The sequence below is a fragment of the Bradyrhizobium canariense genome (genome assembly GCF_019402665.1).
Classification (GTDB): Bacteria; Pseudomonadota; Alphaproteobacteria; order Rhizobiales; family Xanthobacteraceae; genus Bradyrhizobium; species Bradyrhizobium canariense.
Map to the genome: position 1 here is coordinate 33799 of NZ_VSST01000084.1, position 19445 is coordinate 53243.

Genomic DNA, 19445 nt, shown 5'->3' on the forward strand with positions numbered 1-19445 from the left:
AATGATGGATGATTTGGCGTTCGTCCATGATCTGACGTCCGCGACAATGGGCTCTGGCACAGGCCTTTGAACCTGCGCGCCCGATCCGGGGACCAAGAACTGGCATCGGACTCACATTGCAGCATCCTTGCCAGCGCCCTTGCCAGCGCCCTGCCGCAAGACTCGAGGTTATCATGACTACGCCCCCGCGGGATTGCGCCACCCGGCTGTTCATCGCGTTCGCCGTCACAACGGGGATATTGACTTCGGTGATCGCCCTGCCCCGCGCGGCACTCGCCGAGGACGGCCAGCTCGACAAGATGCGAGCCAAGATCTCGGCCTTCATCGGCGACAAGATGGAGAAGCTCGGCGGGTCTCGCATCGTCTACAAGGTGGACACCGATGGCCTGCGCGAGAGCGTCGTCACGGATTTGCGCGACGACGTCTACAAGACCCTGCGCGAGGGCAAGATCGCCTTCTCCAGTCTCGCGATTCGCGACGGCGGCGTCGAGTTGAAGATTGCCGACGTCAAGGGCTGCGAGCAACTCGCACGCAAGCTCGCGTCGGCAGCGGAAGGATTGCCGTCGCATGCACTCGCCGTGACCGACGCCGGCGACGGACTGGTCAGGCTCGCGCCGACCAATGCGGCATCCGCCGCGCGGTTGCACGAACTCGTCGAAGATGCCATCGCCATGATCGAGCAGCGCCTGAAGGAGGCCGGCGTCCAGCTCGCCAGCGTCCAGCCCGATGGCACCGACCGCATCCGAATCTTCCTGCCCGGTGTGATGGAGCCCGAGCGCGTCACCGCGGTCTTCGCCCGAAGGGTCAAGGTCGGCTTCCGCCTGATCGACCTCTCGATGCCGGCGGAGCAGGCGCAATCCGGCACGCCGCCGACAGGCACGGAAGTCCTGCCCGGCTTCAAGGACAAGACCCTTTATCTGGTCGCCAAGGACAACGTGCTCGACGGCGACGACATCAGCTATGCGGGCCCGGGGTTTGCGAGCGCCACGAAAGAGCCGATCGCCTCGTTCCGCTTCAACGGCCGCGGCACGCGGCGCTTTGCCCACATCACCGAGGAGAATATCGCAAAGCCCTTCGCCATCGTGCTCGATGGCAAGGTGATCTCCGCCCCCGTGATCCGCGAGCCCATCACCGGCGGCTCAGGCCAGATCTCCGGCAATTTCACCCTGGAGGAAGCAAACAGCGTCGCAATGCTGCTGCGCGCTGGTTCGCTGCCCGGGCACCTCAGCCTGGTCGAGCAGCAGGTCGTGCCGCCCGCCAAGCCCTAAGGCGGGGATCGCCCCACGCCCACGCCTGGTCCCGCCCCGCCTGTCGGACGCCGAGGTCCACCACGCCGAGGCTCGGACCCGGTGGGACCCGAATCGCGGCGCGCCACGGCCATGCGCACCGCCAAACAGGCAATTGCCGAAACGCCCGATCAGGCTAAAATTTGCCTCTTGCGGCACGGCGGCCGAAAGCTTCATTCAAGCGGTCGTCGTTCGATTTCGGCTATAGGTGTCGAGAATACGACCGTGACTGAAGGCCTTACACGGGGATAGTACCATGCCGTCCGGCAGCGCAGACATTTCGTCGATCCTCGATCGCATTCTCGAGGCGGCAACGGATAATCTCAGGATCGCGAAGATCCTGGTCCAGATGGGCCTCGATCCGAACAACGTGACCTATGACTCGATCTTCAATCGGATGCTGGAGATCTTCGTCCAGAACATCACGCTGGCCAATATGTTCGCCGCGGTCGGCGCCGGCTTCTTCGTCGCCACCCTCCTGATGCGAACGATGGTGCCGCTGCGCGTCGCCAACATGGTCGGCTGCGCGCTCTTCGCCGTGTTCGGCGCGCTCTCCGCCAACGTCTCGACCTTCCTGCTCTATCTCCTGCTGCTACCGATCAATGCCTTGCGCCTGCGGCAGATGCTCAAGCTCGTCAAGAAGGCGCGCCATGCGGCCGAAGGCGACATGTCGATCGAATGGCTCAAGCCGTTCATGACCGAACGCAAATATCGCCGCGGCGACACGCTGTTCAAACTCGGCGATCCAGCCAAGGAGATGCTCCTCACAGTCACCGGCAAGTTCCTGGTCAAGGAGATCAATATCGAGATCATGCCGGGCGCGCTGATGGGCGAGCTCGGCTTCCTCACGCCGGGCAACCGGCGCACCGGAACGATCGAGTGCATTGAAGACGGGCAGGTGCTGACGATTACCTATGACCGGTTGCTCGAGATCTACTTCCAGGATCCACAGTTCGGCTATTACTTCCTGGTACTGACCAGCCAGCGCCTGCTGCAAAACATCGATCGGTTGCAGAATCAGCTGGCGACGGAGCGGGCGGCCACCACGAACAGGATCGCGTGATCGATTGGGCGGCCGCTCAGTTCAAGAGCAACGCCATGCCCGGATCGCCCTTCTCCATCGCACGCCGATAGCCCGCCCGCGCACTGATGCGGCCGAGATATTCGACCACGTTCGGACAGCGCTGGAGGTCATAGGGCTGGAAGTAGCGCATCGTGGTGAGCGAGAAAACTGTCATGATGTCGGGGGTCGTGAAGGCGCTGCCCGCAAGGTACTCGGCCTCGCGAAGCCTTGCGTCGAGAAGATCGTAGGCCCGATCGAGACGCCCCTTCATCGCGAGCAGGGTCGGATTGTCCTTGGCGAGATCCAGCCGGCTCAGGATCATCATCCGCCCCATGCCGGGTTGCAGGGTGCCGTTAGCGAAATGAAGCCAATACAGAAACTGCGCGAAGGCGGGATCAGTGGGACCGAGCACGAGTCGGCCATTGCCATATTTTGCAACGATGTAGTCGACGACGGCGCCGGATTCCGCGAGCACCAGCTCGCCGTCGGTGATCACAGGCGCCGTGCCAGCGGGATGCAGTGCCTTGTACTCGGCCGGAGCCAGCATGGTGACGGGATCGCGCGCATAGCGCTTCAACTCGTAGGGAATCCCCAGCTCCTCGCACAGCCAGACGATTCGCTCGGACTGCGACTTGCCGAGATGATGGACGGTGAGCATGAGGCCTCCTGGACAGATGATTTCGGCGATTGCGCCGGCATGTGCTTGTCGTGATGCTGCATCATACTCCGTCATTGCGAGCGCAGCGAAGCAATCCAGAAACTTTCCGCGGAGGGACTCTGGATTGCTTCGCTGCGCTCGCAATGACGATGTGGAGAGACCGCCCTACCCCGCCTCGTCCGTCACCATCCGCGCCACGACGCGGTCGCGGCGGATGAAATGGTGCCACAGGGCGGCGATCACGTGAAACGCGATCAAGGCGAGCAGCACATAGGCAAAGAGGATGTGGCGGTCTTCATAGACGCCCGCTGCCGCGCGGTCGGGAGCGGTGAATTGCGGCACGTGAAACAGGCCGAAGAAGTCCGAATAATCAGGTGCGTGCGCACCGGAATGCGCCCAACCGAGTATGGTGACGACGATGACGGCGAGGTAGAGCGCGCCGTGACTGACATGGGCCGCGATCTTCTGCCAGCGCGAGGTCTCGGCCGGCATGGCGGGCGTCGGGTTGATGAGGCGCCAGACCAGGCGCAGCACGGTGAGCAGCAGGATCACATAGCCGATATCGGCGTGGATCGAACGGTAGAAGAAGCGGTCGGGACGCGCCGGCATGTGGTTCATCCACCACCCGAAGCCAATCATGCCGATGATGGTCAGCGCCAGACTCCAGTGCAGCCATCGGGAAATGCTGCCCCAGCCGTTGCTGGTATTTCTGATCATGTCGGCTCTCCGGAGTTTTGCGGGCCTGTCCCTATCCGCACCGCAGTACGGCAGCTGATACCGGGACCATGCGGCAATCGCGAAATTGAATCCATCCAAATTGGCCCTCAGCGCCCCTGCCGCAAAACCGCCCCAAAAACCGAATGGTAACCATGTCCGGCTAGAGTGATCACGTGACCAATTCTCCGACGATTCTGGTGTTCGATTCCGGCCTTGGCGGGCTCACGGTCCTGCGTGAGGTCGTGGCCGCGCGCTCCGACGCGCATTACGTCTACGTCGCGGACGACGCCTTCTTCCCCTATGGCCACCACAGCGAGGACGCGATCATCGCCCGCGTGGTGCCGTTGATGGGGGAACTGATCGGCACGCACGATCCTGACCTCGTCGTCATCGCCTGCAACACGGCGTCTACCCTGGTCCTATCGCACTTACGCGCCGCTTATTCCTTGCCCTTCGTCGGCACGGTGCCGGCGATCAAGCCGGCCTGCGCGCAGTCGAGGAGCCGGCGCGTGTCGGTGCTCGGCACCAAAGGCACGGTGAAGCGCGAATACACCAAGGCGCTGATCCGCGATTTCGCGCAAGGCTGCGAGGTGACGCTGGTCGGCTCGCCCGAGCTGGCCGCGCTGGCTGAAGCCGAGCTCAGCGGCTCTCCCGTCAGCGACGACGCCATCCTCGCCGAGCTCGCCCCGTGTTTCGTCGGCGATGCCGGGGACGCAGGCGCACGCACTGACACCGTGGTGCTCGCCTGCACGCATTACCCGCTGCTGCTCGACCGGCTGAAACAGCTCGCGCCCTGGCCGGTCGACTGGATCGATCCGGCGCCCGCGATCGCCCGCCGCGTCTCGGATCTGCTCGGCCCGCACACCGGCGGCATCGCGCAATCCGGCGCCGAGATGATCTTCACCTCGAATCGCGTGCATGGCCTTTCGGCCGTGCTGACGCCGTTCTTCGGCGGCCGCATTCCGGCCTGACCTTGCGCCTCGGCGACGCGCTGCTAGGCTCCGTCGTCATCCCTTCGCAGGCATAACATGTCGGTCCCCGCAACTCCGCTCAACCGTCTCCGCCAGCTCTGGCGCGAGGGTCGTCCCGCCTTCGGCGCGATCGCGACGATCCCGAGCGTGCAGACCGTGCAGATCATGGCGCGCTCACTCGACTGGATCATCGTCGATCTCGAGCATGGGCCGATTGGATTGACCGAAGCACATGCGATGATCGCGGCCACCACCGGCACACCGTGCACACCGCTGGTGCGGATCGCGGCGAACGAGCCATGGCTTGCGAAGGCACCGATGGACATCGGCGCCTTCGGCATCAATTTCCCGATGATTACCAATCGCACTGAAGCCGAGAAAGCGGTGCGCAGCGTGCGCTATCCGCCACGCGGCGATCGGCTCTGGGGTCCGTTCCATGCGCCATTCCGCTGGGGCCAGTCGATGCCGGACTACATGGCCAGCGCCGACGACGAGATGATCTGCATGATCACGATCGAGCACGTCGACGCCGTCAACCGCATCGACGAGATCATGGCCACGCCCGGCATCGACGTCGCCGTAATCGGCCCCGGCGATCTCGCCACCTCCATCAACAAGCGCGGCCAGATGGACGATCCGGAATTGCTGGAGCTGGTGGCGCGGGCCGAGGCCGGCATCCTCAGAAGCGGCGTGCCGATCGGCGGCGTGGCGCGGACCGCAGACCAGGCCAACGCCTTGGTCGACCGCGGCTACCGCGCGATCGCGCTCGGCTTCGACTGGTCGCTATTCCAGCGCGGCATCATTGCGGCGTTCGAGGGGATCAAGCGCTGACGGCAAAGCCGATTGCCACCTTGCCGGGAACTGCTGCGCTGCTAGGCTCAGTCGTTCCAGGGAGGAAAAAACCATGTTCAAAAAGACTTTGCTCGCTCTCGCCTTCACCGGCCTCGCTGTTGCGGCCTTCGCCCAGCAGCCCGGCATCAAACGCACCCCGCTCCAGAAGGTCGAATTTCCGGATGGCTACAACACCATCACGGCCATCGCGGAGGTCCCGGCGGGCGGCGCGGCCGGTCGCCATACCCATCCGGGCATCGAGACCGGTTACGTGCTCGAAGGCGAACTCAATCTCCTTATCGACGGGCAGCCGGAAAAGACGCTGAAAGCCGGCGATTCCTACCAGATCCCGGCGGGCGTCGTGCATGACGCCAAAGCCCACGGCGACAAGGCTATGAAAGTGCTTGGAGTTTACATCGTCGACAAGACCAAGCCGCTGGCCTCGCCGGCACCCTGATGCGGCGAACCGACCGGCCCCACGCGGGTTGGTTCGTGCTAGAGCAGGCGGCGAGCGGGAACCCCGCTCGCTGCACAAACTTTAATCAGGGGAAACCAAAGAGCGATGCGCGGGACGCCCAAGACCATTTCGCTGCCGCGTCGCCTGATTGTCGACCTCATGCACGCCTCGATGGGCGTGCCCTTCGTGTCCCTGTCCCGTTCGCTCGATGTCGGCCCCCTGCTGGAGGCCCGCGCGGGCGCGATGGCACCAGCCGGCTGGGCGGCCATGTTCGTCAAGGCTTTTGCCCTGGTCGCCAGGGACGAGCCGGTCCTGCGTACCGTCTATGCCAAATGGCCCTGGCCGTCGCTTTACGAACTGCCGAAGAGCGTGGCGTCGGTGGCCATTGCCCGGGTCGAGGGCGGCGAGGAATGCGTGATCCCGCAGCGAATCGCGGCTCCCGAGGCCATGACGCTGGCTGCGGTCGACGCCGAGATCCGGCACGCCAAGACCGCCCCGATCGACGAAATTCCCATGTTCCGCAAGATCATGCGGGCGACCCGCCTGCCGCTGCCGCTGCGGCGGCTGTCCTGGGCGATAGGGCTGAATTTCGGCCGGCAGCGCGGCAACTGGTTCGGCAGCTTCGCGGTGAGCTCGGTGGCTGCCTATGGCGGCGGCGAACTTCACCCCATCACGCCGGGCCCGTTCATCGTCAGCTATGGGGTGGTCGGGCCCGACCGGACCATCCATGTCGTGATCCGCTGGGATCATCGGGTCACCGACGCCGCCCCGATCGCCCGGGTCCTGACCCGGCTGGAACAGGTCCTGAACACTGAAATCGCTGCCGAATTGCGGGCGGCCGGGTCAAAGCCGATCCGGGCGGTCGGAACGTGATTCCAGGCCATTCGCATTGACAGCGAGCCCCAAATCCCCCTAAAAGCCGCTTGCTCGCGGGCCGATTTCGGCCCGCGAAGCGTTTCGCGACCCGTGGTCCTGTCCCTTAAGCTTTGGGGATCGGACCTGTCAGTGCCGGGCTAGCCCGTCACACAGGAGGGCGCGTTTCCTCAAACCAAGTACCTGAAGAGGACGCGATGACTAAGCGCAGTGAGGCGAAGTACAAACTCGATCGCCGTATGGGCCAGAACATCTGGGGCCGCCCGAAGAGCCCCGTGAACCGCCGCGAATACGGCCCCGGCCAGCACGGCCAGCGCCGCAAGGGCAAGCTCTCCGACTTCGGCGTGCAGCTGCGCGCCAAGCAGAAGCTGAAGGGTTATTACGCCAACATCTCCGAGCGTCAGTTCCACAGCATCTATGTCGAAGCCAGCCGCCTCAAGGGTGATACCGGCGAGAACCTGATCGGCCTGCTCGAGCGCCGTCTCGACGCGGTCGTGTACCGCGCCAAGTTCGTCTCGACGATCTTCGCCGCGCGCCAGTTCATCAATCACGGCCACGTCAAGGTGAACGGCCGCAAGGTCAACATCTCGAGCTATCTGGTCAAGCTCGGCGATGTGATCGAGGTCAAGGAATCCTCCAAGCAGCTCGCTCACGTTCTCGAAGCCAGCCAGCTCTCCGAGCGTGACACCCCCGACTATCTCGAAGTTGACCACGGCAAGATGACCGCGAAATACATTCGCATCCCGCACCTCTCGGACGTGCCGTTCCCGGTGCAGATGGAGCCGCATCTGGTCGTCGAATTCTATTCGCGCTGATAGTTCGGCAGATCAAAGTTCAAAGGCCCCGGTTTCCGGGGCCTTTTTGTTTGGGCCAGCCATTCCCATGTCTCGATCCACTTGTGCTATGATTGCAAGTAATGGAGCTACATGATGACGCGTCTTCTGGAAGAGGCCTTTAACACGGTTTCCGCCCTGCCCGATTCAGAGCAGGACGAGCTGGCGCGGACGCTGCTTGAGTTCGCCGGGGTCGATCAGCCTCCGATCCAGCTGACGGCGGCGGAAGAGGCCGATCTCGCCGAGGCCGAAGCTGAAATCGCCCGTGGCGAACTGGCCAGCGCTGACGAAGTTCGAGCGATGTGGACAAAGCACGGGCTGTGAATGTCCGTTACACAAAGCGAGCACTCGCCCAGATCGACGAAGTTCTGACCTATATCGAGGCGCGATCGCCCCCAGGGAGCGAGCCACGCGCGCGACCGCATTGCTGCTCTCATCGCGCTGCTCCAGGCTCACCCTTATGCAGGACGACCGACCACTCGTGCATACGTCCGTCGCTTGCCGGTCAATCCTTATCCGTATCTGATAGACTATCGTGTGACTGTGACGGAAATCGTTATTATGCGGTTTCGTCACGCCGCTCGCCGTCCACCCAGAACTCGCTGACCGCGAGTGGGTACCATTCCCTTAGGGAGCAAGTTGATGCTCTACACCCCTTCCCCGATCGATCCCAAGGCGCCGCCGGTGCGCATCAATTTGCTCTCGGACACACAGACCAAGCCGACACCTGCGATGCGCGAGGCGATGGCGCGGGCGGAGGTCGGCGACGAGCAGGTCGGCGACGATCCGACCGTGAACGCCCTGTGCGCGCGCGTCGCCGAGCTGCTCGGCAAGGAAGCCGCGGTGTACATGCCGTCAGGCACGATGTGCAACGTCACCGCGACGCTGGTGCATTGCCGCCCCGGCGACGAGATCCTCGCCCATGAGAGCGCGCACATCATCGCGCGCGAAGGCGGGGCGCATGCCGCGATCGGCGGCTTCCAGGTCACGCAATTGAAGGGACCCGACGGCCAGTTCACGCCGGAGACCTTTCGCAGAGCGCTGCATCCGCGTACCCGCTACCAACCGCCGCAGACGGTGGTCAGCGTCGAGCAGACCGCCAATATCGGCGGCGGCACGATCTGGAAGAAGGCCGCGCTCGACCAGATCGTCGCGATCGCGAAACAACATGGCCTCGTCACCCACATGGACGGCGCGCGCCTGCTCAACGCCACTGTCGCGAGCGGCATCTCGCCGCGCGACATGACCGCGGGCTGGGATTCGGCCTGGATCGACTTCTCGAAGGGCTTGGGCGCGCCGATCGGCGGCGTGCTGGCGGGCTCGCGCGCTTTCATTGATGCGGTCTGGCAATGGAAGCAGCGGCTCGGCGGCTCGATGCGACAGGCCGGAATCTGCGCGGCGGCTTGCATCTACGCGCTCGACCATCACGTCGAGCGGCTTGCCGACGATCACGCCAATGCGCGCGCGCTCGCCCGCGGATTGTCGCAGATCGCAGGCGTCGAGGTGCAGGAGCCCGAAACCAACCTGGTGTTCTTCAAGCCCGATGGTGCCGGCATTCCCGGCGACAAGATGGTCGCGGCATTGCGCCAGCGCGGCGTGACGCTTGCGATGATGGACGGCCGCATCCGCGCCTGCACCCATCTCGACGTCAATGCCAGTCAGATCGAGGAGACGATCGGATATATCCGCGAGATCGTGCGCGGGGTGTAAGCCGAGCAGTCCTGTAGCCCGGGTGAGCGAAGCGATACCCGGGACTTCACTCGCAGAGACCCCGGATGTCGCTGCGCTCATCCGGGCTACTGCTCTTATCCGACAGCAAAACAACGGCGGTTCACCGCCCCATCGCCTGGTAGATCAGCGTCTTCAGCGCCAGCTGAATCCGGCCGCGCTGCGTCGGGGTCTGCACCATGAAGATCCCGAACAGGTCGTCCTCGGGATCGATGAAAAAGAACGTGCCGCCGACGCCGTCCCAGCGATATTCCCCGAGCGGCCACGCCGTCCCAGGGGGCACCGAGGTGCGCACGGCGAAGCCGAGACCAAAGCCGGAAGATCCACCCGGATAATAGTTCTGGTCGCGCGCGATCTTCGTCTCCGGCCCGATATGATCCGAGGCCATCAGCGCGATGGTCTCCGGCTTGAGATAGCGTCGGCCCTCATAAGTGCCGCCGTTGAGCAGCATCTGGGCGAAGCGGGCGTAGTCGCCTACCGTGCCGACCATGCCGCCACCGCCCGATTCCCAGGTCGCGGGCCGCCTGATGTCGCGGACCTGCGTCGTCGGATTGATGTTGCGATCCCCCGGCATCGGCTCGGCGATGCGCGGGAATTTGGCGAGATCTGCGACGAAGAAAGCCGTCTCGGTCATGCCGAGCGGATCGAGCAGCCGCTCCTTCTCGAACTGCAGCAGCGACTTTCCGGCAATGATTTCGACGACGCGGCCGAGCACGTCGGTGGAATAGCCATAGTCCCACACCGTGCCGGGCTGCTCGACCAGCGGCAGCGTGGCGACCTTGGCGGCGAATTCGGCGTTGGTCAGATTGCTGTTGAAGAGATTGGCGTCCGCATAGAGCTCGCGCACCATACCGCCGCCGTAATAGCCGTAAGGCAGCCCCGAGGTGTGGCGCAGCAGATCCGTGATTGTGATGGGTCGCTCCAGCGGCTCCATCGCCAGGGCGACTTTGCCGTCCTCGGCCTTCTTCTCGATGCCGACCTTCATGCCGGCGAAGGCCGGAATGTATTTCGAGACGGGATCGTCGAGCGACAGCTTGCCCTCCTCAACCAGCATCATCGCCATGACTGAGGTGACCGGCTTCGACATCGAGTAGAGGCGGAAGATCGTGTCCGCGCTCATCGAGAGTTCGGTCGCGACGTCGCGGACGCCGAAATTCTGATAATAGACCGGCTTGCCGTGCTGCTGAAGCAGCAGGATGGCGCCGGGGATCTTGCCGGTGGCGACCTCGTTGCGGATGTAGTCGGAAACCTTCGCCAGCCCCGCGGGCGAGAGCGTGCGGACCGCAGGTCTCTCGGAGCCCGCCTTCGCAACGATGCCGCCGCCGACAAGGACGAGCGCCGCGATCAATGCGCGGCGTCCGAACATGTCAATTCTCCATCGCTTCATAGACCAGCTGCTTCAATGTCCGCTGCACGCGCTGGCGCTCGGTCGGGGTCTGCTCCAGCAGCACGAAGAACATGTCCTGCTTGGGATCGATCACGAAATAGCAGCCGGAGGCGCCGTCCCATTTCAATTCGCCGAGATCGCCGGGCGGCGGCGGTTTTGCGTTACCGGGATCAGTGCGGACCGCAAGTCCGAGACCGAAGCCGAAGCCATCGCCGGGGAAGTAGAAATAATCGCGATCGACGCCCGACTTGGGGCCGATCTGGTCGGTCGCCATCAGCTTGAACGTCTCGGGTTTGAGAATGGTCTTGCCGTCGAGGCTGCCGCCGTTGAGCAACATCTGCGTAAAGCGCTCATAATCCGCCATGGTCGTAACCATACCGCCGCTGGCGAACTGGATCTTCTTGACGACCGTCGGATCATTGATCCGCCCGACCCGGAAATCACTGTCGTTCGGCACCGGCTGCGCCAGCAGCTTCTGCTTCTCGGGATCGGTGACGAAGAAGCCGGTGTCGACCATGCCGAGGGGGTCGAGCAGCTTCTCCCGCTCGATCTCGATGAGCGGCTTGCCGGCCGCGACTTCCATGACCCGCGCCAGGATGTCGGTGGAATGGCCGTATTGCCACAGCGCGCCCGGCTGGTTGTGCAGCGGAAGTTTTGCGATGCGCTCGGCGAACTCGGCGAGGTCGAAATCGCCGGCATAGATGTTGGCTTCGCGATAGGCCTTGCGGACCAGGCTGTCGCCGTAGAAGCCGTAGGTGACGCCCGAGGTGTGCGTCATCAAATCGTGCACCGTCATCGGCCGGTTCGGCGGCACGAGCTCGAGCGACTTGGTGCCGTCCTCGGCTTTCTTCTCGACGCCGACTTTCACATTGGCAAAGGACGGAATGTATTTCGAGACGGGATCGTCGAGCTTGATCGTACCTTCCTCGATCAACTTCACTGCGACGACGGACGCGATCGCCTTGCTCATCGAGAACAGGCGGAAGATCGTCTTGTCGGTGATCGGCGCCTTGCTGACCGCGTCCTGCACGCCGAAGACTTCGTGGTAGACCGGCTTGCCATGTTGCTTGATGAGCACATTTGCGCCGGCGATCTTGCCGGTCGCGACCTCGTTCTTGAAGAACTCGGTGACTTTGGCGAGCTTGTCCTGGTTGAAATGCGCGCCGGCCGGAATCTCGTAGGTGCCCTCCGCCCGCGCGAACGACATCGCACCTAACGGCACAAGCGCGGCGCAGACCAGCGCGCGCAGTCCAGACTGTGAAATCATATCCCCTCCCCGGAACATGGCCCGGCGGAGTGTACCGACCACGTCATCAGGCACAAGGGCCGCCATACCGCGCCAGAACGTCCGCGTGCAGAGCCGCGCTCTTTTCCGAGAAACAACAAAATATGACGTCGACGACCAGCGGCGCGGCCTGCAGGGCTTCAATGGTCGCATGGACCGCAATCTTCGCGGCCTGGTCGGCCGGAAAGCCGTAAACCCCGGTCGAAATCGCGGAGAACGCCACGGAGGTCAGCTGATTGGCCTCACAGAGCTCGAGCGCACGGCGATAACAGGCGCCCAGCGCCTCTGCCTCGCCGCGAGTGCCCCCGTGCCAGACCGGGCCGACCGCATGGATCACATGGCGCGCAGGAAGAAGGTAACCCTTCGTGATCTTGGCACCGCCGGTCGGGCATCCTCCGAGCTTCCGGCACTCGGCTAGAAGCTCGGGCCCGGCCGCCCGATGGATCGCGCCATCCACGCCGCCCCCACCCAGGAGGGACGTGTTGGCCGCGTTGACGATGGCGTCAACGCTCAGCGTGGTGATGTCAGCAACGATGACCTTGAGCTCCGCGCCGCCGATCCGGCGCGTCAGCTGGGTCATGTATCAGGCCGCGACAGCGACGCCCTTTTCGGAGAAGAGCTGCTGCAATTCACCAGCCTGGAACATCTCGCGGACAATGTCGCAGCCGCCGACGAACTCGCCCTTCACATAGAGCTGCGGAATGGTCGGCCAGTTCGAATAGTCCTTGATGCCGTTGCGCAGTTCGGCGGATTCGAGAACGTTGAGGCCCTTATAGCCGACGCCGATGTGGTCGAGAATCTGGACGACCTGGCCGGAGAACCCGCACTGCGGAAATTGCGGTGTGCCCTTCATGAACAGAACCACGTCGTTCGACTTCACTTCGTTGGCGATGAATTCCTCGATGCTCATATCCGTGTCCTTATGGGGCGGAGCCCACTGCAATCGCTCCGGGCTGGCTCCACCGATCTAACCCGATACCTGGGTATATATGTAGCCCAAACCGTTGTGCATCCAAAGTAAAATGGCGGCGAGCGGCCCCTGAGGGACCGCTCTCGGCACCACCGGCCCATTGCATGATGCCACGAATATCATCGCCAGGGAGGACTTTCATACCGTCACGGAGCCCCTATCTAGGACGAACCCGGCGTTTTGGAACCCGACCACGCCAACAACGTTCTCTTGTCCTGTCTGGAGAAAAACGTGACGAAACAAGCCTCCACTATGGCCTCCGCTCCGTCACCGTCGGTCGATTTGGGCGGCCTTGCCCAGAGGCTGGAAGACGCGTTTCTCGCCGTCCGCGACGAGACCGAGCGCCGGGCCGCACCGCTGTCGCCGGAGGACCAGCAGATCCAGTCCATGCCGGACGCGAGCCCGACGAAATGGCACCGGGCGCACACCACCTGGTTCTGGGAGCAGTTCGTGCTCGGCGTGCACTGTGCGGGCTACCGGCCCTTTCACCCTGACTTCGCTTTCCTGTTCAATTCCTATTACGTCAGCGCCGGCCCGCGCCATTCCCGCAATCACCGCGGCGACATCACCCGCCCGAGCGCCGATCAGGTCGGCGCCTATCGAAAATATGTCGACGCTGCCGTCGTGAAATTCTTCCGCGACGCCGGCGAGGACAAGCTTCGCGAGATCGCGCCGCTGGTCGAGGTCGGCCTCAATCACGAGCAGCAGCATCAGGAATTGATGGTCACTGACATCCTGCACGCCTTCGCGCAGAACCCGATTCCGCCGGCCTATGATCCGGACTGGCGCTTCCCGGCCGCGACGCCGGCCAGTGAGGATTGGCTGACGCTGAACGAAGGCATCCATACCGTCGGTCACGTCGATGACAGTTTTCATTTCGACAACGAGAAGCCGGCGCATCGCGCCCTCGTCGGCCCGGTCAAGCTCGCACGCAATCTCGTCACCAATGGCGAATGGCTCGCCTTCATGCGCGACGGCGGCTACCGGACCGCAACGCTGTGGCTGATGGACGGTTTTGCAGCCGTCAACAACGAGGGCTGGGACGCCCCCGGCCATTGGCGCGAGATCGACGGCCAATGGCATGTGATGACGCTGGCCGGCCTCAAGCCGGTCGATCCTGACGCGCCCGTCTGCCACGTCAGCTATTACGAGGCTGACGCCTTTGCGCGCTGGGCCGGAAAACATCTGCCGACCGAGATGGAGTGGGAGGTCGCGGCCCGCGCGGGCCAGCTCAACGATGCCTTCGGCATCGTCTGGCAGTGGACGCGATCGTCCTACTCGCCTTACCCCGGCTATCGCGCCATCGAAGGCGCGCTCGGCGAATACAACGGCAAGTTCATGGTCAACCAGCTGGTGCTGCGCGGCTCTTCGCTTGCAACCCCGGAGGGGCACAGCCGTATTACCTATCGCAACTTCTTTTATCCGCACCACCGCTGGCAATTCACGGGACTGCGGCTCGCCGACTACGAGTAAAATTCTCATCCGACGACAAATGCGCGCCGGACAGCGCGTTCAGGAGAGTATCATGAATGTGCACGCCAGCGCTTTGGCCGAAGCCCATCTTCCCGACGAACAAACCACCGCCTTTGCGCGCGAGGCCATCGAGGACCTCTCGCAGCAGCCCAAAAAGCTGTCGCCGAAGTATTTCTATGATGCGGCCGGATCGGAATTGTTCGAAGCGATCACACGGCTGCCGGAATATTACCCGACGCGCACGGAGCTGGCGATCCTGAAGGAGCGGGGCAGCGAGATCGCAAAGATCATTCCGGAGCACGCCGCCCTCGTCGAATTCGGCGCAGGCGCGACCACAAAGGTCCGCCTGCTGCTCAACCAGTGCAAGTTCGCGGCCTATGTGCCCGTCGACATCTCTGGCGACTTCCTCACGGCGCAGGCAAACGGCCTGAAGCGGGATTTTCCGTCACTCGGCATCTACCCGGTGGCGGCCGACTTCACCACGCCGTTTGAGCTGCCCAAGGCGGTGGCGACGATGCCCAAGGTCGGGTTCTTCCCGGGCTCGACCATCGGCAATTTCGAGCCGCATGAAGCGCAGGCCTTCCTGAAGAGCGCGCGCGCCATCCTGGGCCGGGGTGCGCAGATGATCATCGGCGCCGACCTCGAGAAGGAGGAGCGCCTGCTCCACGACGCCTATAACGATGCCGCCGGCGTCACCGCGCGCTTCAACCTCAATGTGCTGGTGCGGATCAACCGCGAGCTCGGCGGCAATTTCGACCTCTCCGCCTTCACCCATCGCGCGATCTACAATCGCGAGCGGCACCGCATCGAGATGCACCTGATCAGCAAGAAGAGCCAGACCGTGCGCCTGCTCGGCACCAGCTTTTCGTTCCGCGCGGGCGAGAGCATCCACACCGAGAACAGCTACAAATACAGCCTCGAGCGTTTTGCCGCGCTGGCGCAGGGCGCGGGCTGGCGTGTGCGTGAGAGCTGGACCGATGCCGCGAAGATGTTCTCGGTGCACGCGCTGGAGGCGGCGGAGTAGAAATTCCTCCGTTTCCTGCGGCGCATCCTTCGAGACGCCCGCCTTAGGCGGGCTCCTCAGGATGAGGACGGTATCCGTGGCAGCAGTTTCGACGGGCACCGGCGCTGATTAGCTTCATCCTGAGGAGACCGCGGAGCGGTCGTCTCGAAGGACGAGGCGTTCAAGTCAGGCGCTACCGCGGTCCGTGCTCTGATGCTCCTCGGCTTCTTCCGGCGCCGATCCCAGCGAGACCGACTCCCATACCGCAACAACGATCATGATCACCGTTGCGGCGACCGACAGCCATAGCGGGGACAGCTCGGCGGCAAACCACGACAGCGCCGCGAGCGCGATGATGCCGATCCCGTGCGAGAGCTGGAGGAAGCCGCGGATCGCGTGCTTGAACAGGATCGTGCCGACCAGGAACAGCAAGGGACCGCCGATCGTGCTGACGATGATCCTGATATCGGACTGCCCGAACGGATGCTTCAGCACGAGCTCGTCGGAGACCGCGGTCAGGATGATGCCAGCGACGATCGGCATGTGCAGATAGGTGTAGGCGAGCCGCGCCAACCGGCCGGATTCGGCGGATTTCGAGATGCGCTCGGCGCCGGCCTCGGCGCCCTTGTGGAAATAGACCCACCACATCGCGATGCTGCCGACCAACGCAGAGACGAAGGCCAGAATGTTGTTCGCGGTCCAGTCCAGCTCGGCAAAGGTCGCGCCGTTGACGACGACGGCCTCGCCAAGCGCGATGATGACGAACAGCGAGCAGCGCTCGGCCATGTGGCCGCCTTCGACGGCCCAGGCCTCGACCGACGAGAAGCCAAGCTTCGGCACCCAGAAGCGGACCGCCGGCGAGATGTATTCGATCGTCAGCGCCACGATCCAGAACCATAGCCGCGCCTCGTCATGGGCGAGGCCGCCGAGAATCCAGAAGATCGCGGAGACCGAGAGCCACGTCAGGATGCGGATCGCATTGTGCCGGACCGCAGTTCGATGCCGCGGCGTTGCAAACATCCAGAAGGCTGTGCGCCCGACCTGCATCGTTGCGTAGGCGATCGCGAACCACAGGCCCCGCCCCTCAAACGCAGTCGGGATCGTCGTCGACAGCACGAGGCCGCCCAGCATCATCAGGAAGATCAGGATCCGGACCGGCGTCAGTTCGGGATCGAGCCAGTTGGTGACCCAGGCGGTGTAGACCCACACCCACCATACCGCGAGAAACAGCACCGCGACATGCACCGCACCGAGCGGCGTGAAATGGTGCAGCAATGTGTGCGAGACCTGCGTGATCGCGAAGACGAAGACGAGGTCGAAAAACAGCTCGGCATTGGTGACGCGGCTGTGCTGGTTCGGCAGGATGACGCGAAACATCGCGCCGCGCGGATTGTCCGCAGCCATCGTCATCCCCCCGTCACGAGCAGATCAGGCGCCCGGCACACCGGTTTGCAGCGCCAGCGCATGCAGCACGCCGCCCATCTGGCCGCGCAGGGACTGATAGACGATCTGGTGCTGCTGGACGCGGGACTTGCCGCGGAAGGTCTCCGAGATCACGGTCGCGGCATAGTGATCGCCGTCCCCGGCGAGGTCACGGATGGTCACCTCGGCATCGGGGATCGCCGCCTTGATCATCGCCTCGATATCGTGGGCGTCCATTGGCATTCGGGTCGTGCTCCTGTCTCGGCTGCAACCAGCCTTGTCGTCGAATCGCTGCCGGGGTCCGGATCTGCAAAGCCAAACTTGCCGGCGGGACCAAACTTAGCGTGAACGGCCTTCTACGTCACGCCTTCCGGCACTATATCGATGATCCGATCTGGATAAAGCCACGACAAAGTGCCGCGCGCGGCAGAGTGATCGAAAAAGGCGTGAAATCATGAAGCTTCCAGGGCCCGACCACCCCATCACCATCACCCCAAATCCCCGGCGCATCCGGGTCACGGCCGGCGACATCGTGATCGCCGAGACCACCAAGGCGCTGACGCTGAAAGAGGCGAAATATCCGGCGGTGCAATATGTGCCGCGACAGGACGCCAATATGGCGCTGCTGGAGCGCACCGACCGCGTCACACATTGCCCCTACAAAGGGGATGCGAGCTATTACAGCGTCAAGGCCGACGGCAAGACGCTGGACAACGCGATCTGGACCTATGAGGCGCCCTTCCCCGCGAAGACCGAGATTTCGGGCCATCTCGCCTTCTATCCGGACAAGGTGAAGATCGAGGAAGTGGGGTAAGCCCACATAGGGCCTGCTGTCATGGCCGGGCTTGTCCCGGCCATCCACGTTCTTGGCTGCCGCGGATACAAAGGACGTGGATGCCCGGGACAGGCCCGGGCACGACGACTGGGAATGCTGACGCGAGCCCCGCTACGCCCTGAATATCGTGAGCCCGAGTATCAGCAGCACCAGGAAAATCGCGACGAACACGTAGAACAGGAAGCGGGCGATGTCGGCGGAAGCGGCCGAGATGCCGGTGAAGCCGAGCACGCCGGCCACGATCGAGACAAGTAGGAAGATCAGCGCCCATTTCAGGATCGTCATCGCCAGCTCCGAAATTGTACCGCTTGCCGCGGTCCCAAGCCCTTTTGGCGAACGCTAACTTCGTCGCAGGGAACTGGTTCCTAGCGGTCTCGAGACCTGCGGGCGTCCCAAACGACCCTTGCTGAATCCGGTTCCCGGCGGCAAAGTCCGGCCGGGACGGAAAGCGCGACCGGGGCGGCCACGATGACGATGTCACATTCAGCGACGATCGGAGCAGAGGCGCACGCGGTGCCGAAGGCCAAGGCGCGCAATCTGTCGCTCGATCGCGCCCGCACCTTCCTCACGCTGGTGGTGCTGCTGCACCACGCCGTCATTCCCTACACCTATTTCGGGCACACCGATCCGGCGTCCTGGATCGGCTTCGACATCGTCGTGCTGGCCACCGACAGCTTCTTCATGGCGATGTTCTTCTTCCTGTCAGGACTGTTCACCTGGCCGGGCATCGCGCGCAAGGCGCCGTCAGTTTTTCTCCGCGACCGCCTGTTGCGGCTCGGGCTGCCGTTCGCGATCGCGGCGTTCACCGTGATTCCCCTCGCCTATTACGCGATCGCGCTGCGGCACGATCCCGGGCTGAGCTTCACGGCGTTCTGGTGGAAGACGATCACGGTTGGCCCGTGGCCGAGCGGCCCGATCTGGTTCGTGTGGGTGCTGCTGGCGTTCGACCTGACCGCGAGCTTGCTCTACCGGGTCTCCGCGCATCTGGTCGACCCGGGCAACCGCGTGTCGCTACGCGGATTCGACCAGCCGGCCGTATTCTGGCTGCTGCTCGTCGTCGTGACGACAATCGCCTACGTGCCGGCGCTGCTCTATTTCGGCGGCAGCAAATGGTTCGAGCTCGGGCCGTTCTCGGTGCAGGCGAGCCGCATCCTGCTCTACTTCGCCTATTTCTTCATCGGCGTCAGCGTTGGAGCGGCGAACTTCGATCGCGGCATCCTCAGCGCCGGCGGCCAGTTGCCGAAACAACGCTGGCTCTGGGTGATCGCCACGCTGATCCCCTACTGCCTGATGTGGGGCATGATCTACATCAAGCGCGAAGTTCTGGGCAATCCAGACCCGCAGCCGCACTGGTATCAGGCGGTCTACGGCACGTTCTTCGTGCTGTTCTCAGGCTCGATCCTGCTCGCGATCCTCGCCTTCTTCCTGCACCAGAAGTCGCCGGGCCCGAACCTGCTCGACCGCATGCAGGCGGATGCCTACGGCATCTTCCTGGTGCACTACCCGATCGCGTTGTGGATCCAGTACGCGCTGTACGACTACAGCTGGCCTGCGATCGTGAAAGCCACGATCGGCTTCGTGCTCACGGTGACCTTGAGCTGGGGACTGACTGCGGCCTTACGGAAGATTCCGGGGGCCTCGCACGTGTTGTGA

Annotated in this window: 23 protein-coding genes; 14 read left to right on the forward strand and 9 right to left on the reverse strand. The window is 63.6% G+C overall.

The window, feature by feature from the left end; genetic code table 11:
• Positions 1–173 precede the first annotated feature (173 nt).
• Together FXB41_RS35110 and FXB41_RS35115 are read left to right on the forward strand one after the other, a co-directional pair.
• Complete coding sequence (locus FXB41_RS35110; protein WP_219684972.1) at positions 174–1268, forward strand: SecDF P1 head subdomain-containing protein; 1095 nt, start codon at positions 174–176, stop codon at positions 1266–1268.
• 274 nt (positions 1269–1542) lie between these two features.
• The gene (locus tag FXB41_RS35115) at positions 1543–2349 is read left to right on the forward strand and encodes a Crp/Fnr family transcriptional regulator (RefSeq protein ID WP_219684973.1); all 807 of its coding nucleotides are present in this window, start codon (positions 1543–1545) and stop codon (positions 2347–2349) included.
• Positions 2350–2365: 16 nt separating this feature from the next.
• Here FXB41_RS35115 and FXB41_RS35120 read toward each other — a convergent pair whose 3' ends face one another.
• The gene (locus FXB41_RS35120; protein ID WP_219684974.1) at positions 2366–3007 is read right to left on the reverse strand and encodes a glutathione S-transferase family protein; all 642 of its coding nucleotides are present in this window, start codon (positions 3005–3007) and stop codon (positions 2366–2368) included.
• A 165-nt stretch (positions 3008–3172) separates the two neighbouring features.
• The gene (locus tag FXB41_RS35125) at positions 3173–3724 is read right to left on the reverse strand and encodes a cytochrome b (RefSeq protein WP_219684975.1); all 552 of its coding nucleotides are present in this window, start codon (positions 3722–3724) and stop codon (positions 3173–3175) included.
• A 173-nt stretch (positions 3725–3897) separates the two neighbouring features.
• On the opposite strand from FXB41_RS35125, the gene murI reads away from it, so the two are divergent.
• The 8 genes from murI (at position 3898) to FXB41_RS35165 (ending at position 9399) form a co-directional block, all read left to right on the forward strand.
• Positions 3898–4695, forward strand: coding sequence for a glutamate racemase (murI, locus tag FXB41_RS35130; protein WP_219684976.1), 798 nt, complete (start codon positions 3898–3900; stop codon positions 4693–4695).
• 57 nt (positions 4696–4752) lie between these two features.
• Entirely contained in the window at positions 4753–5526 is a 774-nt protein-coding gene (locus FXB41_RS35135; RefSeq protein WP_219684977.1) for an HpcH/HpaI aldolase family protein, read from the forward strand.
• A gap of 73 nt (positions 5527–5599) precedes the next feature.
• A complete protein-coding gene (locus FXB41_RS35140; protein ID WP_219684978.1) occupies positions 5600–5983 on the forward strand; it encodes a cupin domain-containing protein in 384 nt (127 codons plus the stop codon).
• 105 nt (positions 5984–6088) lie between these two features.
• On the forward strand, positions 6089–6856 hold the full coding sequence (locus FXB41_RS35145; protein ID WP_219684979.1) for an acyltransferase: 768 nt from the start codon (positions 6089–6091) through the stop codon (positions 6854–6856).
• A gap of 197 nt (positions 6857–7053) precedes the next feature.
• Complete coding sequence (gene rpsD, locus FXB41_RS35150; protein ID WP_007602315.1) at positions 7054–7671, forward strand: 30S ribosomal protein S4; 618 nt, start codon at positions 7054–7056, stop codon at positions 7669–7671.
• A 111-nt stretch (positions 7672–7782) separates the two neighbouring features.
• A complete protein-coding gene (locus tag FXB41_RS35155) occupies positions 7783–8013 on the forward strand; it encodes a hypothetical protein (protein WP_376707534.1) in 231 nt (76 codons plus the stop codon).
• A gap of 111 nt (positions 8014–8124) precedes the next feature.
• Positions 8125–8295 carry a type II toxin-antitoxin system RelE/ParE family toxin gene (locus tag FXB41_RS41235; protein ID WP_311985939.1) on the forward strand — a complete coding sequence of 57 codons (171 nt, stop codon included), beginning with the start codon at positions 8125–8127 and terminating at the stop codon, positions 8293–8295.
• Between the two features lie 36 nt (positions 8296–8331).
• Complete coding sequence (locus tag FXB41_RS35165) at positions 8332–9399, forward strand: threonine aldolase family protein (RefSeq protein ID WP_219684980.1); 1068 nt, start codon at positions 8332–8334, stop codon at positions 9397–9399.
• Between the two features lie 121 nt (positions 9400–9520).
• On the opposite strand, the gene FXB41_RS35170 is transcribed toward FXB41_RS35165, so the two are convergent.
• The 4 genes from FXB41_RS35170 to grxD are packed head-to-tail and all read right to left on the reverse strand — an operon-like array spanning position 9521 to position 12999.
• On the reverse strand, positions 9521–10783 hold the full coding sequence (locus FXB41_RS35170) for a serine hydrolase domain-containing protein (RefSeq protein WP_219684981.1): 1263 nt from the start codon (positions 10781–10783) through the stop codon (positions 9521–9523).
• Between the two features lies 1 nt (position 10784).
• A complete protein-coding gene (locus FXB41_RS35175; RefSeq protein ID WP_219684982.1) occupies positions 10785–12071 on the reverse strand; it encodes a serine hydrolase domain-containing protein in 1287 nt (428 codons plus the stop codon).
• Positions 12072–12117: 46 nt separating this feature from the next.
• Positions 12118–12669 (reverse strand): O-acetyl-ADP-ribose deacetylase, encoded by a 552-nt coding sequence (locus FXB41_RS35180; RefSeq protein ID WP_219684983.1) that lies wholly within the window; start codon positions 12667–12669, stop codon positions 12118–12120.
• Positions 12670–12672: 3 nt separating this feature from the next.
• Positions 12673–12999, reverse strand: coding sequence for a Grx4 family monothiol glutaredoxin (gene grxD / locus FXB41_RS35185; RefSeq protein ID WP_007602294.1), 327 nt, complete (start codon positions 12997–12999; stop codon positions 12673–12675).
• Positions 13000–13239: 240 nt separating this feature from the next.
• On the opposite strand from grxD, the gene egtB reads away from it, so the two are divergent.
• Both egtB and egtD read left to right on the forward strand, forming a co-directional pair.
• Complete coding sequence (egtB, locus tag FXB41_RS35190) at positions 13240–14532, forward strand: ergothioneine biosynthesis protein EgtB (protein ID WP_219684984.1); 1293 nt, start codon at positions 13240–13242, stop codon at positions 14530–14532.
• A gap of 52 nt (positions 14533–14584) precedes the next feature.
• Positions 14585–15556, forward strand: a complete 972-nt coding sequence (egtD, locus tag FXB41_RS35195) for an L-histidine N(alpha)-methyltransferase (RefSeq protein ID WP_007602290.1) — start codon at positions 14585–14587, stop codon at positions 15554–15556.
• Between the two features lie 165 nt (positions 15557–15721).
• Here the strand turns inward: egtD and FXB41_RS35200 are convergent, their stop codons facing one another.
• On the reverse strand, positions 15722–16939 hold the full coding sequence (locus FXB41_RS35200; protein ID WP_219685070.1) for a low temperature requirement protein A: 1218 nt from the start codon (positions 16937–16939) through the stop codon (positions 15722–15724).
• 24 nt (positions 16940–16963) lie between these two features.
• On the reverse strand, positions 16964–17200 hold the full coding sequence (locus FXB41_RS35205; protein ID WP_007602284.1) for a BolA/IbaG family iron-sulfur metabolism protein: 237 nt from the start codon (positions 17198–17200) through the stop codon (positions 16964–16966).
• Between the two features lie 211 nt (positions 17201–17411).
• On the opposite strand from FXB41_RS35205, the gene FXB41_RS35210 reads away from it, so the two are divergent.
• Positions 17412–17771, forward strand: a complete 360-nt coding sequence (locus FXB41_RS35210; RefSeq protein ID WP_219684985.1) for a DUF427 domain-containing protein — start codon at positions 17412–17414, stop codon at positions 17769–17771.
• Positions 17772–17903: 132 nt separating this feature from the next.
• Here the strand turns inward: FXB41_RS35210 and FXB41_RS35215 are convergent, their stop codons facing one another.
• Entirely contained in the window at positions 17904–18077 is a 174-nt protein-coding gene (locus FXB41_RS35215) for a DUF1328 domain-containing protein (protein ID WP_007602280.1), read from the reverse strand.
• A 189-nt stretch (positions 18078–18266) separates the two neighbouring features.
• On the opposite strand from FXB41_RS35215, the gene FXB41_RS35220 reads away from it, so the two are divergent.
• Positions 18267–19445: an acyltransferase family protein gene (locus tag FXB41_RS35220; protein WP_219685071.1), complete on the forward strand. Its 1179-nt coding sequence runs from the start codon at positions 18267–18269 to the stop codon at positions 19443–19445.

Bases quoted from the DNA above. Each gene is read 5' to 3' on its own strand.
- FXB41_RS35110 (WP_219684972.1), top strand. From the start codon at position 174: ATGACTACGCCCCCGCGGGATTGCGCCACCCGGCTGTTCATCGCGTTC.
- FXB41_RS35115 (WP_219684973.1), top strand. From the start codon at position 1,543: ATGCCGTCCGGCAGCGCAGACATTTCGTCGATCCTCGATCGCATTCTC.
- FXB41_RS35120 (WP_219684974.1), bottom strand. From the start codon at position 3,007: ATGCTCACCGTCCATCATCTCGGCAAGTCGCAGTCCGAGCGAATCGTC.
- FXB41_RS35125 (WP_219684975.1), bottom strand. From the start codon at position 3,724: ATGATCAGAAATACCAGCAACGGCTGGGGCAGCATTTCCCGATGGCTG.
- FXB41_RS35135 (WP_219684977.1), top strand. From the start codon at position 4,753: ATGTCGGTCCCCGCAACTCCGCTCAACCGTCTCCGCCAGCTCTGGCGC.
- FXB41_RS35140 (WP_219684978.1), top strand. From the start codon at position 5,600: ATGTTCAAAAAGACTTTGCTCGCTCTCGCCTTCACCGGCCTCGCTGTT.
- FXB41_RS35145 (WP_219684979.1), top strand. From the start codon at position 6,089: ATGCGCGGGACGCCCAAGACCATTTCGCTGCCGCGTCGCCTGATTGTC.
- rpsD (WP_007602315.1), top strand. From the start codon at position 7,054: ATGACTAAGCGCAGTGAGGCGAAGTACAAACTCGATCGCCGTATGGGC.
- FXB41_RS35155 (WP_376707534.1), top strand. From the start codon at position 7,783: ATGATGACGCGTCTTCTGGAAGAGGCCTTTAACACGGTTTCCGCCCTG.
- FXB41_RS35165 (WP_219684980.1), top strand. From the start codon at position 8,332: ATGCTCTACACCCCTTCCCCGATCGATCCCAAGGCGCCGCCGGTGCGC.
- FXB41_RS35170 (WP_219684981.1), bottom strand. From the start codon at position 10,783: ATGTTCGGACGCCGCGCATTGATCGCGGCGCTCGTCCTTGTCGGCGGC.
- FXB41_RS35175 (WP_219684982.1), bottom strand. From the start codon at position 12,071: ATGATTTCACAGTCTGGACTGCGCGCGCTGGTCTGCGCCGCGCTTGTG.
- FXB41_RS35180 (WP_219684983.1), bottom strand. From the start codon at position 12,669: ATGACCCAGCTGACGCGCCGGATCGGCGGCGCGGAGCTCAAGGTCATC.
- grxD (WP_007602294.1), bottom strand. From the start codon at position 12,999: ATGAGCATCGAGGAATTCATCGCCAACGAAGTGAAGTCGAACGACGTG.
- egtD (WP_007602290.1), top strand. From the start codon at position 14,585: ATGAATGTGCACGCCAGCGCTTTGGCCGAAGCCCATCTTCCCGACGAA.
- FXB41_RS35200 (WP_219685070.1), bottom strand. From the start codon at position 16,939: ATGGCTGCGGACAATCCGCGCGGCGCGATGTTTCGCGTCATCCTGCCG.
- FXB41_RS35205 (WP_007602284.1), bottom strand. From the start codon at position 17,200: ATGCCAATGGACGCCCACGATATCGAGGCGATGATCAAGGCGGCGATC.
- FXB41_RS35210 (WP_219684985.1), top strand. From the start codon at position 17,412: ATGAAGCTTCCAGGGCCCGACCACCCCATCACCATCACCCCAAATCCC.
- FXB41_RS35215 (WP_007602280.1), bottom strand. From the start codon at position 18,077: ATGACGATCCTGAAATGGGCGCTGATCTTCCTACTTGTCTCGATCGTG.
- FXB41_RS35220 (WP_219685071.1), top strand. From the start codon at position 18,267: ATGTCACATTCAGCGACGATCGGAGCAGAGGCGCACGCGGTGCCGAAG.